This is a genomic window from Pseudomonas sp. P65(2024) (assembly GCF_057480955.1).
In genome coordinates this window covers 119,844-135,253 of the sequence record NZ_JBLIYX010000007.1, presented here as the reverse complement: position 1 = coordinate 135,253, position 15,410 = coordinate 119,844, and the positions used below count along the sequence as shown (strand labels likewise).

Sequence of the window (15,410 nt, the reverse complement as noted above, 5' to 3'; positions counted from 1 at the left end):
TACGAATATCCTTTGAAGGAATGTGTAGCCGCTCAGGCGCGGGCGGTACGGCGCAGGGGACGGTCAAATGGTGTTAATACTTTGTCGAGGCGGCACGTGTTTCGCGGGTTTCAGCCACCCGAGCATTGGATCCAACCGACGAGCGGTAATGGCGGAGACCAAAATGTGCGGCGGTGTGTGAAAGCAAGCCTACCCGCGATAAGGCCATACGGCCATCACGGGGCAATTCCCATCGGCGTACCGTCGCTCGGAAGGCAGGTCGACTTTCAGGCGACCTCCGCTCCCTCTTCCGGCCAATGCGGCTCATTGGCGCCCGGTGGTGTCAGCGGTGGCAGACCATAGGCCGCCCGTGCGTCGTCACAGCTGGGGTTGTGCACACCGTTTTCCCACGAGGCCTCGAACTCGCGGCAGGGGCTGGAGCGGTTCTCATAAATGGAGCACGCCACTTGCGTGCCGATCTCGCCGCCCAGGCTGACGCAGCGGCAAGGCTTGGCGTCGGTGCCGATCATGGCGACCCGGGTCGGATTGATCTGCACCACCAGATCGTCGGGCACCACGCCACCGGCGGACTGGCATTCACCCCAGAAGAAAGACACACGAAAGTAGCCGCAGCAGGCGCCGCAGGTCAGGCAAGGGTTCTGATCGGACATGATGGCCAGGGAAGGAGGTTGTTGTTATCGGGGCGAGCGCCCGCGGCGCTATTTGTAATCCAGGCGCGAACGGCTGAGAAGAGGGGGACGCAAAAAAAGATCGCCGCTGATCGGCGCAAACGCATCGCGGGGCAAGCCCGCTCCCACTGAATGGCGTGGGAGCGGGCTTGCCCCGCGATCAGGGTGAACGGCTTACTTGCGGGTCACACCATCGGCCCGGAACATCTGGCGAATGCCGCGAATGGCCTGGCGAATCCGGTCCTGGTTCTCGATCAGGGCAAAGCGCACATGATCGTCGCCGTAGTCACCGAAGCCGATCCCCGGCGACACGCAGACCTTGGCCTCGGCCAGCAGTTTCTTGGCGAACTCCAGCGACCCCAGGTGCGCGTAGGCCTCGGGGATCTTGGCCCAGACATACATCGAGGCCTTGGGGTTCTCGACCATCCAGCCCATCTCGTGCAGGCCCTTGACCAGCAGGTTGCGGCGCTGACGGTACTGCTCGGCGATATCGCGCACGCACTGCTGGTCGCCTTCCAGGGCGGCGATGGCGGCCACCTGCAGCGGGGTGAAGGTGCCGTAGTCGTGGTAGCTCTTGATCCGCGCCAGGGCGCTGACCAGCTCGGGGTTGCCGACCATGAAGCCGATTCGCCAGCCCGCCATGTTGTAGCTCTTGGACAGGGTGAAGAACTCCACGGCGATGTCCTTGGCGCCCGGCACCTGCATGATCGACGGCGCCTTCCATCCGTCGTAGACGATGTCGGCGTAGGCCAGGTCGTGCACCACCAACACATCGTACTGCTTGGCCAGGGCCACCACGCGCTCGAAGAAGTCCAGCTCGACGCACTGGGCGGTGGGGTTGGACGGAAAGCCCAGGATCATCATCTTCGGCTTGGGGATCGACTCGCGGATCGCCCGCTCCAGCTCGTTGAAAAAATCCACCCCCGGCACCAGCGGCACGGAGCGCACCTGGGCGCCGGCGATCACCGCGCCGTAGATGTGGATCGGGTAGCTGGGGTTGGGCACCAGTACCGTATCGCCATGGTCGAGGGTGCCGAGCATCAGGTGCGCCAGGCCCTCTTTCGAGCCGATGGTGACGATGGCCTCGCTTTCCGGGTCAATGGCGACGTCGTAGCGTTCTTTGTACCAGTTGGAAATGGCCCGGCGCAGGCGCGGGATGCCACGGGAGGTGGAGTAGCCGTGGGTGTCCTCGCGCTGGGCGACCTGCACCAGCTTCTCGACGATGTGCGGCGGCGTGGCGCCATCGGGGTTGCCCATGCTCAGGTCGATGATGTCCTCGCCACGTCGGCGGGCGGCCATCTTGAGCTCGGCGGTGATGTTGAAGACGTACGGGGGGAGACGATCGATGCGCGCGAAGCGGCGCGGCGAACCTGGGTTGGCCATGTGTTCCTCTGCAGACGTAAGCGCCCGGAACCGTCCGAGCGACGCTGGCCGCTGCGGCGGCCTGAAGCAGAAGATAGTGCCGAAACACAGTTAATGCAAAAGATAATTTCCTGTTTTGTTGGATTTTTTCAGACTATTTTTTTGAAAATTTGAGGTTTATGTTTTCAGCACTGGCCCTTCGCGGGCAAACACAGGAAAAAAGCATAAAAAAACCCCGGCACATGGCCGGGGTTCTTGGTGTAACAGGCTGCTGTATCAGCGCGCGTAGGTCATCAGCACATCAGCCGCGGTCTGGCTGTCCACGCCCATCATCACGCTCAGGGCGGTAACGGTGAGGATGGAGAAGCCAAACACCTTGCGAGCCCACTTGCTGTCGTCCTCGGCCTTGTAGCCGCCCCAGGCCATGTACAGCCAGTACAGGCCCATGGCCGCCGCCACGGCGAGGTAACCCAGGCCGGCGTAGCCGCCGAGGGTCAGCATCAGGGTGGCGAGCACGAAGGCCAGCACATAGAGCACGATCTGCTTCTTCGCCGCGAGGATACCGCGTGCCACCGGCAGGACCGGAATGTTGGCGGCGCTGTAGTCCTTGAAGCGGAAGATGGCGATGGCGAAGCTGTGCGGCATCTGCCACAGGCTGAACATCACCAGCAGGGTCACCGCGGCCAGGTCGAAGCTGTTGCTCACGGCGCAGTAGCCGATCACCGGAGGCATGGCACCGGACAGGCTGCCGACCAGGGTACCGTGCACCGATTTGCGCTTCAGCCACAGGCTGTAGAAACCGACGTAGACCACGAAACCGACCAGGGCGCAGAACGCCGCCAGCGGATTGGCTTGCACATACAGCAGGCTGAAACCCGCCACCCCGAGCAGGGTGGCGTAGATCAGCGCCAGGGGCAGCGACATGCCGCCCTGAACCATGACGCGGTTCTTGGTACGTTCCATCTTGTGGTCGATGTCACGGTCGATGCAGTTGTTGAACACGCATCCGGACGCGACCACCAGGGAAGTACCGATCACCACCGCCAGGAACAGGGCGAAATCCACATGCCCCTTAGCGGCAAGGAAGAAACCGCCTGCCACGGAAAGCACGTTACCGAAAATGATCCCCGGTTTGGTGATTTGGATAAAGTGCTTCACGGACATGCAGTCTTACCTCACTTGGCCAACATTTCGAAGTGGATGCTGAACATGATCCACAGCGACAGGCCGACCAGCAGAGCGATCACCAGGGTAGTGAACAGGAACGTCGACACGTTGGAACGCTGCTCTTTCGAGCGGTCCATGTGCAGGAAGTACACCAGGTGCACAACCACCTGGATGACGGCCATGGCCACCACGATCAGGACGGTCAGGTTCTTCGGCAGGCTCGGGAACATCACCAGGCCGAACGGAATCGCGGTCAGAATGATCGAGAGGACGAAGCCGATCATGTACGACTTCACGCTACCGTGGTTACCCTCGTGATGAGTGTCGTGTGCGCTAGCCATTACAGAACTCCCAGCAGGTAGACGACGGTGAACACGCAGATCCAGACCACATCCAGGAAGTGCCAGAACAGGCTCAGGCAGCTCATGCGAGTCTTGGCGGTCGGCGTGATGCCGTGCTTGTTGATCTGATACATCATGATCGCCATCCAGATCAGGCCAGCGGTCACGTGCAGACCGTGGGTGCCCACCAGGGCGAAGAAGCCCGACAGGAAGCCGCTGCGCTGCGGGCCGAAGCCTTCGGCGATCAGGTGATGGAATTCATAGATTTCCATCGCGATGAAGCCTGCACCGAACAGGAAGGTCACGGCCAACCAGCCCAGTACGCCGGCCTTCTTGCCGTCGAACATCTTCAGCATGGCGAAGCCGAAGGTGATCGAGGACAGCAGCAGGAACGCGGTTTCAACCAGCACGAAGTCGAGCTGGAAGATGTCGTGGCCCGACGGGCCGCCGGCAAAACTGCCGGACAGCACCGCGTAGGTGGCGAAGAGCGACGCAAACAGGATGCAGTCGGTCATCAGGTACAGCCAGAAACCGAGGACGGTCATCTGGCCCGAGTCGTGGTGGTGGTCATCGTGCGCATGGTCATGACCATGCGCGCCACCGTGGATTACTTGACTGGACATTGATTACACCCGTTCAAACGATTCGACACGTGCGCCGCCGGCAGGCAGTGCACCAGCGTTGGCCAGCGCTTTCATGCGCTCGCCTTCGATGCGCGCCACTTCTTCGGCCGGCACCATGTAGCCCTGGTCGTCACGCGCGGCGTGGCGAACGAAGACGGCGATGGTCGCAACCAGGCTCGCACCCACCAGCCACCAGATGTGCCAGATGAAGGCGAAGCCGAACACGGTCAGGAACAGACCCATGAACAGACCGGTGGAAGTGTTGCTCGGCATGTGGATCGCTTCGTACTTGGCCGGAGCTTTGTACGCGGCACCGGCTTGCTTGGCTTCGTGCCAGGCGTCCAGACCGACATGCTCAGGCATGTGAGCGAAGTTGTAGAACGGAGGTGGCGACGAAGTCGACCATTCCAGGGTACGGCCGCCCCATGGGTCGCCAGTGACGTCCATGTTGTCCTTGCGGTCGCGAACCGAGACGTAGATCTGGATCAGCTGGCAGGCGATACCGAACAGGATCAGCACGGCGCCGACCACGGCCACGTACAGGTAGGGTTCCCACAGCGGGTTGTCGGAGTGGTTCAGACGACGGGTCATGCCCATGAAGCCCAGGGCGTACAGCGGCATGAACGCAACGTAGAAGCCGGAGATCCAGAACCAGAAGGCAGCCTTGCCCCACTTCTCGTTCAGGGTGAAACCGAAGGCTTTCGGGAACCAGAAGGCGAAGCCGGCGATGTAGCCGAATACCGCGCCACCGATGATCACGTTGTGGAAGTGGGCGATCACGAACAGGCTGTTGTGCAGAACGAAGTCGGCACCTGGAACAGCCAGCAGGACGCCGGTCATGCCACCGATGGAGAAGGTGACCATGAAGCCCAGGGTCCACATGATCGGCGCGGTGAAGCGCAGACGGCCCTGGTAGATGGTGAACAGCCAGTTGAACAGCTTCACACCGGTCGGAATGGAGATCAGCATCGTCGCCAGGCCGAAGAAGGTGTTGACGCTGGCGCCGGCACCCATGGTGAAGAAGTGGTGCAGCCAGACCGCGAAGCCCAGGATGGCGATCGCGCCCGAGGCGTAGATCATCGAGTGGTGACCGAACAGGCGCTTGCCTGCGAAGGTCGAGGTGACTTCCGAGAACACGCCGAAGGCCGGCAGGATCAGGATGTAGACCTCAGGGTGACCCCACGCCCAGAACAGGTTGACGTACATCATCGGGTTCCCACCAAGCTCGTTGGTGAAGATGTGGAAGTCCAGATAACGGTCAACGGTCAGCAGGGCGAGTGCGGCGGTCAGGATCGGGAAGGAAGCGACGATCAGCACGTTGGCCCAGGTGCAGGTCCAGGTGAAGATCGGCATGTCCATCAGCTTCATGCCAGGGGCGCGCATCTTCATCACGGTGACGAGGAAGTTCACGCCTGTCAGTGTCGTACCCAAGCCTGAGAGCTGTAGCGCCCAGATGTAGTAATCGACACCCACCCCAGGGCTGTACTGGATACCCGCGAGCGGCGGATAGGCAACCCAGCCGGTCTTGGCGAATTCACCAACGCCCAGCGAGATGTTGACCAGCAGCACGCCTGCCAGCAGCAGGTAGAAGCTCAGGGAGTTCAGGAACGGGAAGGCAACGTCACGTGCACCGATCTGCAGCGGAACCGCGAGGTTCATCAGGCCGGTGAAGAACGGCATCGCCATGAAGATGATCATGATCACACCGTGGGCGGTGAAGATCTGGTCATAGTGTTCAGGCGGCAGGTAGCCTTCCGAGCCACCGGTGGCGGCGGCCAGCTGGGTACGCATCATGATGGCGTCGGCGAAGCCGCGCAGCAGCATGACCATAGCGACGATGATGTACATCACGCCGATTTTCTTGTGGTCGACCGTGGTCAGCCACTCGGTCCACAAGTAGGTCCACTTGCGGAAATAGGTGATGGCACCAACGACAGCGATACCACCGAGCGCGATCATGGCAAGCGTCACCATGACTATCGGCTCGTGATACGGTATCGCCTCCAGAGTTAATTTACCGAACATCTCTTACTCCTCTGCACCGGCAGCTGGTTGCATACTCGATTCCACACCCTTGGTGGTGGCCAGATCTTTGCTGCCTGCTTCTTCGTGGTTCGGACGACCGCGGTTCATGCCTTCGTACTTGTCGACGATGCGCTGGAACTGGTCAGCCGGAGCCTCGCTGTACAGCGCGACTGGGTTGTTTTCGCTAGCTTTGGCCAAGGCGTCATATTCGGCCTGGTCCAGTTTCTTCGGCGATGCCTTCACTTCAGCGACCCATGCATCGAAGTCAGCTTGCGAAGTGGCGACAGCCTTGAATTTCATACCGGTGAAGCCGGCGCCGCTGTAGTTGGCGGAGATGCCGTCAAACACACCGTTCTCGTTGGCGATCAGGTGCAGTTTGGTGGTCATGCCGGCCATGGCGTAGATCTGGCCGCCCAGACCCGGGATGAAGAAGGAGTTCATCACGGCGTCGGAGGTGACACGGAAGTTAACCGGGGTGTTGGCCGGGAAGACGATCTTGTTGACCGTGGCGATGCCCTGCTCCGGGTAGATGAACAGCCACTTCCAGTCCAGCGCGACCACGTCGATCTGCACCGGCTTCACATCGGAATCCAGTGGACGGTACGGGTCCAGCTTGTGGGTGGAGTGGTAGGTGAAGTAACCCAGGGCGATGATGATCAGGATCGGGATGATCCACACCGCGGCCTCGATCTTGGTCGAGTGCGACCAGTCGGGGGTGTAGGTGGCGGCCTTGTTGGAAGCACGGTACTTCCAGGCGAACGCCAGGGTCATGATGATCACGGGCACGACCACCAGCAGCATCAGGCCGGTGGCGATCAGGATCAGGTTCTTCTGCTCAATGCCGACCTGGCCCTTGGGGTCGAGCAGGGTCCAGTTGCACCCACTGAGTAAAAGCATGCCTAAAAAGGGCAATATGCCAAACAGTCTGGGGTAACGCTTTTTACTCATCTCACGACCTCTAGATCAGCTTGCTTCAATGCAATTTGTGTTTTGGTAGCCAACACTTCGTCCTGCCAAGTGCGGCAATTGGCGCCCGTACTCGCCCCTGCCAGGGATCCGACTGCAGGATCTTGGCGTCAAGCGGGTGTGCGGTGCTTATGGTTTCGTAGGCAACAGGCCTGTACTTCAGACCAAGTCCATTTGGTGCGGAAAACGCGGAGGGGGGTCCGCCCGGTATCGCCGTTGGGCGAAACTTGACGAAGTCAGCAAATGGAAAGCGCTGCGGCTTCCATCAATCCTGCGACTTGCAAGCAGTGCCGAACGGAAATTGGGGGCGATTGTAGATAGGTCGCCCCACGATGACTATGACTTATTGAGCAACAGTCTTTTACAGAATACGCAACAATACTGATCAAAAAATCAACTTCGCGACAGTTTGTCGCACCCCTTCCAGTAGCCCTGAAACCCTTGCCGCGCAAGGGCTGATGGCTGACCTGGATCAATCGTGCGGCGCACTTTGCGGCTTATCTTGCCGTGCAATAGACCCAGGTCAATTCGGGACTTTGGTCTAACCGCGACGTCGGTTTCGGTAGATTCCCAGGGGCACCAGCAGCGCCGTCAGGACGAAGGCCACCAGCGCCCATTGCGCCAGCGACAAGCCGAGGATCGGCGGATACGGGGTGGAGCAGAAACCGTCGACCTGGAAGGCCAGTGGCCAGAGCTTGGCCAGCGGCAGGTCGTCGACGATGGGCTGCAGGGTGTCGATGCCACAGCTCACCATCGGGTTGGCGAGTATATACACATGGTTGCCCGCCGCAACGATCCCGCCGATGGCGCTGAGCACCACCAGCGCCTCGAAGAAGGTCAGGCTACGGCGCCCGGGCATGGCCGCGGCGATGAAGGCGAAGATCGCGATGAACAGCAGGGCATAACGCTGCAGGATGCACAGCGGGCACGGCGCCTCGCCCAGCACTACCTGCATGTACAGGGCGCCGCCGATCAGCGCCAGGCAGATCACGCCGAGGAGCACCAGAAAGCGCCGTTCCCGGTTCAGGCGCGATGAGAGTTCGTTCATTGCCGATTCCTTCGATGGAGAGTGGCAGCGTGGGCTGCCCGAGGGGCGCCCAGTCTACACGCTGGAGATGACCTTTGAATGCATCGAGCAGGGGCGTGCGTGGCTATCCACTGATGACCTAGGACCGAGCGGGTCGGTTTCGGTTCACTGGCCAACATGAAAAATGTGCCAGCTTGAGCACCGGACAGGGGCAGGCCCCTCGACACCCAGGAGTGAAGGATACCGTGATTAAAGGAGGATTAAAGATGAACGCCGGTGTGGAGGCGTTCATCTTTTTCTATATAGAGAAGGGACAGGCCCAATCGCTGCGGTTCGGCGCTCGGCCACATCGATAGCGCCGAATGTCGTCGTCCGTTTCGTTCTCGATTACCCACGGCCGGGAGCATCCGGGTGCTGTCGGCCCGACAGAACGCCGAACCGCAGCGATTGGGATGAATCGCGGGGCAAGCCCCGCGATGGGCTCAGCGTTTCACTCCAACGCCGCCGCCGGTCCGAAGAACTCGTAGCGCGCTTGCCCTTCCGGCACGCCCAGGCCCTTGAGCTGGCGCTTGATCGCGGCCATGAAGCCCTTTGGCCCGAGGAAGTAGGCGTCGATGTCACGCTCACGCGGCAGCCACTCGCCCAGCAGCGCCTGGTCCAGCAGGCCCACGGCGTCGGCGGCCTGGCTGCCATCTTCCTCGGCGTAGCAATAGAAGCGCTTGAGCTGCGGGTGGCGCGCCGCCAGCCCGTCGATCCAGTCGCGGAAGGCGTGCACCGCGCCATTTCGCGCGCAGTGGATGAAGTGCACCGGTCGCTCGGTCTTGAGCGCCGCCTCGAGCATCGCCAGGGTCGGGGTGATGCCAACCCCGCCACTGATCAGCACCAGCGGCTTGTCGCTGGCGGCGAGGGTGAAGTCACCGGATGGCGGGAACAGTTGCAGGGTATCACCGACCATCAAGCTGTCATGCAAGTAGTTGGAGACCTTGCCACCCGCTTCGCGCTTGACGCTGATGCGGTACTGCTCGCCGTCGCACAGAGCCGATAGCGAGTAGTTGCGGCGCTGCTCCTGGCCATCGATGAACACCTGCAAGCCGATGTACTGGCCCGGCTCGGCCTTGAGCACCGGCTTGCCATCGAGCGGTGCGAAGTAGAACGAGACGATCTCGCGGCTTTCCTGCTCGCGGCGCACCAGGCGGAATTCACGGGTACCGCGCCAGCCGCCAGCGGCCTGCTCCTTCTCCTTATAGAGGTGCTCTTCCGCACCGATGAGGATATCGGCCAGCTGGCCATAGGCGGCGGCCCAGGCGGCGATCACTTCCGGGGTGGCGATGTCCTTGCCCAGCACTTGCTCGATGGCGCGCAGCAGGCAGCTGCCAACGATCGGATAATGTTCGGGGAGAATCTGCAGGGCCACATGCTTGTTGATGATCTGCCCGACCAGGCCGCCCAGTTGCTCGAGCCGGTCGATGTGACGGGCGTACATCAGCACGCCGTTGGCCAGGGCACGCGGCTGGTCGCCGCTGGCCTGGTGGGCCTGGTTGAACAGCGGACGCACCTCGGGGTACTCGCTGAGCATCAGTTTGTAGAAGTGGGTGGTCAGGGCCTCGCCACCGCTTTCCAGCAGGGGGACAGTGGCCTTGATGATTGCACGTTGTTCGGCATTGAGCATTGCGACAACTCCTGAGCCTTTGGCTTCGAATGGTTGCCTGGGGTATTTCAGCAATCGTGCCAACTTTAAACACCAATAAAATCAGGATCTTGAGTACATCAGTGTCATAAAGACACACTCAGGCGTATAGTCATTACGACCAACAGGAGTCCATATGACTGCAAAGCCCCTGCTCACCGCCCTCCTCCCTCTGGTCAGCGACCTCTCCTGCGACCTGCCCGACCAGGAGCGCTACCGCCGCCTGCTCGGTGCCATGCGCGGCCTGCTGCCTTGCGATGCCGCGGCACTGCTGCGCCTGGACGGTGAGTGGCTGGTGCCGCTGGCGGTGGACGGGCTGTCGCCAGACACCTTGGGCCGGCGCTTCAAGGTCAGCGAGCATCCGCGCTTCCAGGTGCTCCTGAGTCGCCCGGAGCCGACCCGCTTCGCCAGTGACAGCCAGTTGCCCGACCCTTATGACGGCCTGGTCAATGCCGAGCATGTCGACCTCGAAGTCCACGACTGCATGGGCTGCCCGTTGATGGTCGACGAGCGCCCCTGGGGCCTGCTGACCCTCGACGCCCTCACCCCCGGCCAGTTCCAGAGCCTGGAGCTCGACGCCTTGCAGGCCTTCGCCAGCCTGGCCGCCGCCACGGTGACCGTGGCCGAGCGCATCGAACACCTGGCCTCGCGCGCCGAGGACGAACACCAGCGCGCCGAGGTGTACCGCCAGGCCAGCGGCCAGGACCGGGAACTGATTGGCCAGAGCAAGGCGCACAAGCGCCTGGTCGAGGAGATCCGCCTGGTCGGCGGCAGCGACCTGACCGTGCTGATCACCGGCGAGACCGGCGTCGGCAAGGAACTGGTGGCCCAGGCCCTGCACCGCGCCAGCCAGCGCGCCGACAAACCGATGGTCAGCCTCAACTGCGCCGCGCTGCCCGACACCCTGGTGGAGAGCGAACTGTTCGGCCACGTGCGCGGCGCCTTCACCGGCGCCCACGGCGAACGCCGAGGCAAGTTCGAGCTGGCCAACGGCGGCACGCTGTTCCTCGACGAGGTTGGCGAACTGCCCCTGGCGGTACAGGCCAAGCTGCTGCGGGTACTGCAAAGCGGGCAACTGCAGCGGCTGGGCTCGGATCGCGAACACCGCGTGGATGTACGTCTGATCGCCGCGACCAACCGCGATCTGGCCGAGGAGGTGCGCAGCGGCCACTTCCGCGCCGACTTCTATCACCGCCTGAGCGTCTATCCGTTGCACGTGCCACCGCTACGCGAACGGGGTCGCGACGTGCTGTTGCTGGCGGGCTATTTCCTCGAACAGAACCGCTCGCGCCTGGGGCTGGGCAGCCTGCGGCTGTCCGCGGACGCCCAGGCCGCGCTGCTGGCCTACGGCTGGCCGGGCAATGTGCGCGAGCTGGAGCACTTGATCGGCCGTTCGGCGCTCAAGGCGCTGGGGCAACACGGGCAGCGGCCGAAGATCCTCACCCTGGAAGCGGCCGACCTCGACCTGCGCAACCTGGCGCCGGCCATGCCGGTAGTAGCCGAAGCGCCGTCGGCCGATGTGCCGTTGCCCGAGGGCGGGCTGCGTGAAGCGGTGGATGATTATCAGCGGCAGATCGTCGAAGCCTGCCTGAATCGCCACCATGACAACTGGGCCGCCGCGGCACGAGAGCTGGGGCTGGACCGGGCCAACCTGAGCCGGCTGGCCAAGCGACTGGGCTTGCGCTGAATACACCATCGCAAATAGCAAACTACGCTAAAGCCTGACGCCAAAAAGCCGATAACCCGGCATCCTCCCCCATTTCGAACCGAAGGTTGCCCATGGCCACGCAAAAAGCCCGCGCGGACTCGCTGTCCCTGCTGCTGTTCACCCTGCGCAGCGGCAAGCTGATGGCTATCAACCTGCTCAAGGTCAGCGAGATCATCCCCTGCCCGCCGCTGACCAAGCTGCCGGAGTCCCACCCGCACGTCAAAGGCGTCGCCACCCTGCGCGGCAACTCGCTGTCGGTGATCGACCTGTCCCGCGCCATCGGCGAAATGCCCCTGGCCGACCCCGACGGCGGCTGCCTGATCGTCACCGAGATCAGCCGCTCGCGCCAGGGCCTGCACGTGCAGGCGGTAAGCCGCATCGTCCATTGCCTGAGCACCGACATCAAGCCGCCGCCCTACGGATCGGGCAACCGCTCGTTCATCACCGGCGTGACCCGGGTCGACAACACCCTGGTGCAGGTGCTGGACATCGAGAAAGTCATCCACGGCATCGCCCCGCCGGCCCACGAGCCGCACCCGGGCGAAGTCAGCGAGGAAGACGCCAGCCTGCTGGCCGCCGCCAACATCCTGGTGGTGGACGACAGCCAGGTCGCGCTGCAGCAATCGGTGCACACCCTGCGCAACCTCGGCATCGAGTGCCATACCGCGCGCAGCGCCAAGGATGCGATCAACGTGCTGCTGGAGCTGCAAGGCACCGAGCGGGAAATCAACATCATCGTCTCCGACATCGAGATGTCCGAGATGGATGGCTTCGCCTTCACCCGCACCCTGCGTGAAACGCCGGACTTCCAGCACCTGTACATCCTGCTGCACACCTCGCTGGACAGCGCGATGAGCGGCGACAAGGCCAAGCTGGCGGGGGCCAATGCGATCCTGACCAAGTTCTCCTCGCCGGAGCTGACCAACTGCCTGGTGACGGCGGCGCGGACGGTGGTGTTCGAGGAGCGCTGACACATCAAGTCAGGATTTTCCTGACTTGATGAAGGAAAACGTTCGGGCATAATTCGCGCCCTTCGCAGATTCATTGGCGGTGTCGCGTATGAAATACCTCAGTTCGTTCCTCATTCTCTGCGCCCTTGCCAGCGGCGTAGCCCACGCCTCGAGCAACCAGGCCTGGACCGACCAGCGCAAGCACATGCTCAAGGCCTGCCTGGCCGCCAGCCAGTTCAATGATGCCCACGCCCTGGGCAAGCCCACCGAGTTCGACGACCGGGTCGGTTACAGCGCGCTGTTGATCGAGGGCACCTACCCGCAGAAGCACATGCAGAACCGCACCGGTACCGAGTTGTGCCTGTATGACCGCCAACGCCAGCAAGCCTTCACCAGCGAATGGGACGCCGGCAAGCGATGAGCGACAGCATTCGCTTCGCCTGCACCGGCTGCGGCAAATGCTGCACGGGCCATCATGTGCCGCTGACACTTGCCGAGGCCCACTCGTGGGCGGCCTCCGGCGGCCAGGTGGTGGTGCTGATCGAAGGGTTCCTCGCCGATGGCCCGGGCATGCCGGTGGACCAGCGCGAGCATGTGCTGCGCCGTTCATTCCCGGTGCCCTGTGGCGCCGGGCAACTGCAGGTGTCGGTCACCTTCGCCGCGTTCAACCCGGGGCGTTGTCGCAACCTCGACGACAACGACTTGTGCGGCATCTATGAAAGCCGGCCGCTGGTCTGTCGCATCTACCCGGCGGAAATCAACCCGCACCTGCCGCTGCGGCCGGAAAACAAGGACTGCCCGCCCGAAGCTTGGAAACAAGGGCCTGAGCTGATTCATGGCAGCCTGCCGGTGGATGAGACACTGCGCGCCTTGATCGAGGCTTCGCGTCAGGCGGACCGCGACGATATCGCCGCCAAGGTGGCGATCTGCCAGGCGCTGGGGATGACCACCAGCGCGCTTAAGGGCAACGGGTTTACCGCGTGGTTGCCGGACATGGCGGCGTTCGCGGCGGTGCTGGAACAGGCGCCAATGGCGGTCGATGGGCCGTGGGTGGTGCATGTGCAGGACGAGGCGCTTGCGGCCGAATTACAGGGTCATCGCCTGCAGGTGACGGGCGAAGCGCCGGTCTACTATGCGTTCATCGGTTTCTAGATAGATCCAATCGCGGGGCAAGCCCGCTCCCACGCCCTAGCCCTCGACACTCCAGGCTTCGAGGCCACTATTGTGGGAGCGGGCTTGCCCCGCGATAGGGCCGGCACTGACAACTCAATCACTGACACCGCCGCCAGAACTCATCCGCCAGCCGCCGCAGGTCCTTGGCCAGCTCCGCCACGTCACTGGCACTGCTGTGGCTGCGCTGCCCGACGCTGACCGTCGCCTCGCTGGCCTGGCGGATGCTGGTGATGTTGCGGTTGATGTTTTCACTGACCTGGCTCTGCTGCTCCACCGCCGCGGCGATCTGCAGGCTCATCTCGTTGATCTGGTTGACCCGCACGCTGATGCTGTCCAGCGCGTCGCTGGCCAGTTGCGCCTGCTCGACGCTGTGCCCGGCATGGGCGCTGCTCTGCTGCATCACCTGCACCGCCGCGCGGGCACCCTCCTGCAGGGCGGCGATCATGCGCTGGATATCGTGGGTCGACTGCGCGGTGCGCTGGGCCAGGCCGCGCACCTCGTCGGCGACCACCGCGAAGCCACGCCCCTGGTCACCGGCACGCGCCGCCTCGATGGCGGCGTTCAGCGCCAGCAGGTTGGTCTGCTCGGCGATGCCACGGATCACGTCGAGCACCCCGGAGATCTCGCTGCTGTGATTCTCCAGCTGGTGGATCACTTCGCTGGCCTCGACCAGCGAGCCGGCCAGGTCCTGGATCGCGCAGCGGTTGCGGTCGACCAGGTGATGGCCGGACTGGGTCTCAACCTCGGCCTGGTCGGCGGCCATCGCCGCCATCTGCGCGCTGCTGGCCACCTGCGCGACGCTGGCGCTCATCTGGTGGATCGCTGTCGCCACCTGGTCGGCTTCGCTCTGCTGCTCCAGGCTGTTGGCGTGACTGCTGTGCAGAGCCTCGACCAGCGAGCCGGAGTGCCCGGCCAGGCGCGACGAGGTATCGCCGATGCGCCCGACCACCGCCCCCAGCTGCGCCTTGAGCATGTGCATGGCGAACTCGATCTGCCCCAGGCTGTCACGCCGGCCGGTATACAGCTGCTGGCTCAACGGGTTGTCGGCGATCGCCTGGGCCTGCTGGCGCAACCGCTCGTAAGGGCGCAACAGCACCAGAATCGCCAGGCTGCTCAAACCTGCCGCCGCTGCCACTTCCACCAGCGATTCCAGCAACGGCGCCCCCAGCCACCACTGCCCGGCACCCACTACCAGCGCCAGCACGGCACCGACCGCCAGCGACAAACGTGAGCCCAATCCCAGTACCGGCAAGCGCTCACGCCAGCCACGTCGGCCTTCGCGCAGGCGCGCATAGCAGCGCTCGGCCGCCGCGACCTGCTCGGCCCCAGGCTTGGTCCGCACCGACTGGTACTCCAGCGCCTGCCCACCGCTGCTGATCGGCGAGACGAAGGCGCTTACCCAGTAGTGGTCGCCGTTCTTGCAGCGGTTCTTCACCAGCCCCATCCACGAACGCCCGGCCTTGAGCGCCTGCCACATCTGGGCAAACGCCTGGGGCGGCATGTCGGGATGGCGGACGATGTGATGGGCGTTGCCCAGCAGTTCCTCGCGGGAGAAACCACTGATCCGCAGGAAATCATCATTGGCATAGGTAATGCGGCTGTCCAGGTCGGTGGTGGACAGGATGTTGGCGTCGCCGGGGTAATCCACTTCGCGACCGGTAACAGGCACATTGCACTTCATCGGAGGCTCTCGTTGTTGTACGGGAAATCGGC

General features: G+C 63.1%; 14 protein-coding genes. 4 read left to right on the top strand and 10 right to left on the bottom strand.

The window, feature by feature from the left end; all coding sequences use genetic code 11:
* Positions 1-266: 266 nt before the first annotated feature.
* The 9 genes from AC25MA_RS12585 to hmpA form a co-directional block, all read right to left on the bottom strand.
* Positions 267-650 (bottom strand): YkgJ family cysteine cluster protein, encoded by a 384-nt coding sequence (locus AC25MA_RS12585; protein WP_028689796.1) that lies wholly within the window; start codon positions 648-650, stop codon positions 267-269.
* Between the two features lie 192 nt (positions 651-842).
* Positions 843-2,051 carry an alanine transaminase gene (alaC, locus tag AC25MA_RS12580; RefSeq protein ID WP_028689797.1) on the bottom strand — a complete coding sequence of 403 codons (1,209 nt, stop codon included), beginning with the start codon at positions 2,049-2,051 and terminating at the stop codon, positions 843-845.
* Between the two features lie 255 nt (positions 2,052-2,306).
* Positions 2,307-3,194, bottom strand: coding sequence for a heme o synthase (cyoE, locus tag AC25MA_RS12575; RefSeq protein ID WP_028689798.1), 888 nt, complete (start codon positions 3,192-3,194; stop codon positions 2,307-2,309).
* An 11-nt stretch (positions 3,195-3,205) separates the two neighbouring features.
* On the bottom strand, positions 3,206-3,538 hold the full coding sequence (cyoD, locus tag AC25MA_RS12570; RefSeq protein ID WP_028689799.1) for a cytochrome o ubiquinol oxidase subunit IV: 333 nt from the start codon (positions 3,536-3,538) through the stop codon (positions 3,206-3,208).
* Positions 3,538-4,161, bottom strand: a complete 624-nt coding sequence (gene cyoC / locus AC25MA_RS12565) for a cytochrome o ubiquinol oxidase subunit III (RefSeq protein WP_028689800.1) — start codon at positions 4,159-4,161, stop codon at positions 3,538-3,540. Before cyoC ends, cyoD begins: the two co-directional genes overlap by 1 nt.
* Before the next feature lie 3 nt (positions 4,162-4,164).
* Positions 4,165-6,186, bottom strand: a complete 2,022-nt coding sequence (cyoB, locus tag AC25MA_RS12560; RefSeq protein WP_028689801.1) for a cytochrome o ubiquinol oxidase subunit I — start codon at positions 6,184-6,186, stop codon at positions 4,165-4,167.
* Between the two features lie 3 nt (positions 6,187-6,189).
* Complete coding sequence (gene cyoA / locus AC25MA_RS12555; protein ID WP_028689802.1) at positions 6,190-7,134, bottom strand: ubiquinol oxidase subunit II; 945 nt, start codon at positions 7,132-7,134, stop codon at positions 6,190-6,192.
* A gap of 559 nt (positions 7,135-7,693) precedes the next feature.
* Positions 7,694-8,200: a disulfide bond formation protein B gene (locus AC25MA_RS12550; RefSeq protein ID WP_028689803.1), complete on the bottom strand. Its 507-nt coding sequence runs from the start codon at positions 8,198-8,200 to the stop codon at positions 7,694-7,696.
* 469 nt (positions 8,201-8,669) lie between these two features.
* On the bottom strand, positions 8,670-9,848 hold the full coding sequence (gene hmpA / locus AC25MA_RS12545) for an NO-inducible flavohemoprotein (RefSeq protein ID WP_486972071.1): 1,179 nt from the start codon (positions 9,846-9,848) through the stop codon (positions 8,670-8,672).
* A gap of 154 nt (positions 9,849-10,002) precedes the next feature.
* Here hmpA and norR point away from each other — a divergent pair, with 154 nt between their 5' ends.
* The 4 genes from norR to AC25MA_RS12525 all read left to right on the top strand — a co-directional run bounded on the left by norR (position 10,003) and on the right by AC25MA_RS12525 (position 13,676).
* The gene (gene norR, locus AC25MA_RS12540; RefSeq protein WP_028689805.1) at positions 10,003-11,553 is read left to right on the top strand and encodes a nitric oxide reductase transcriptional regulator NorR; all 1,551 of its coding nucleotides are present in this window, start codon (positions 10,003-10,005) and stop codon (positions 11,551-11,553) included.
* A gap of 92 nt (positions 11,554-11,645) precedes the next feature.
* Positions 11,646-12,545, top strand: coding sequence for a chemotaxis protein (locus AC25MA_RS12535; protein WP_028689806.1), 900 nt, complete (start codon positions 11,646-11,648; stop codon positions 12,543-12,545).
* Positions 12,546-12,633: 88 nt separating this feature from the next.
* The gene (locus tag AC25MA_RS12530) at positions 12,634-12,945 is read left to right on the top strand and encodes a hypothetical protein (RefSeq protein WP_486972070.1); all 312 of its coding nucleotides are present in this window, start codon (positions 12,634-12,636) and stop codon (positions 12,943-12,945) included.
* Positions 12,942-13,676 carry a YkgJ family cysteine cluster protein gene (locus tag AC25MA_RS12525; protein ID WP_241410885.1) on the top strand — a complete coding sequence of 245 codons (735 nt, stop codon included), beginning with the start codon at positions 12,942-12,944 and terminating at the stop codon, positions 13,674-13,676. Before AC25MA_RS12530 ends, AC25MA_RS12525 begins: the two co-directional genes overlap by 4 nt.
* A gap of 118 nt (positions 13,677-13,794) precedes the next feature.
* Here AC25MA_RS12525 and AC25MA_RS12520 read toward each other — a convergent pair whose 3' ends face one another.
* Positions 13,795-15,378 carry a methyl-accepting chemotaxis protein gene (locus AC25MA_RS12520; protein WP_486972069.1) on the bottom strand — a complete coding sequence of 528 codons (1,584 nt, stop codon included), beginning with the start codon at positions 15,376-15,378 and terminating at the stop codon, positions 13,795-13,797.
* Between the last annotated feature and the right edge of the window lie 32 nt (positions 15,379-15,410).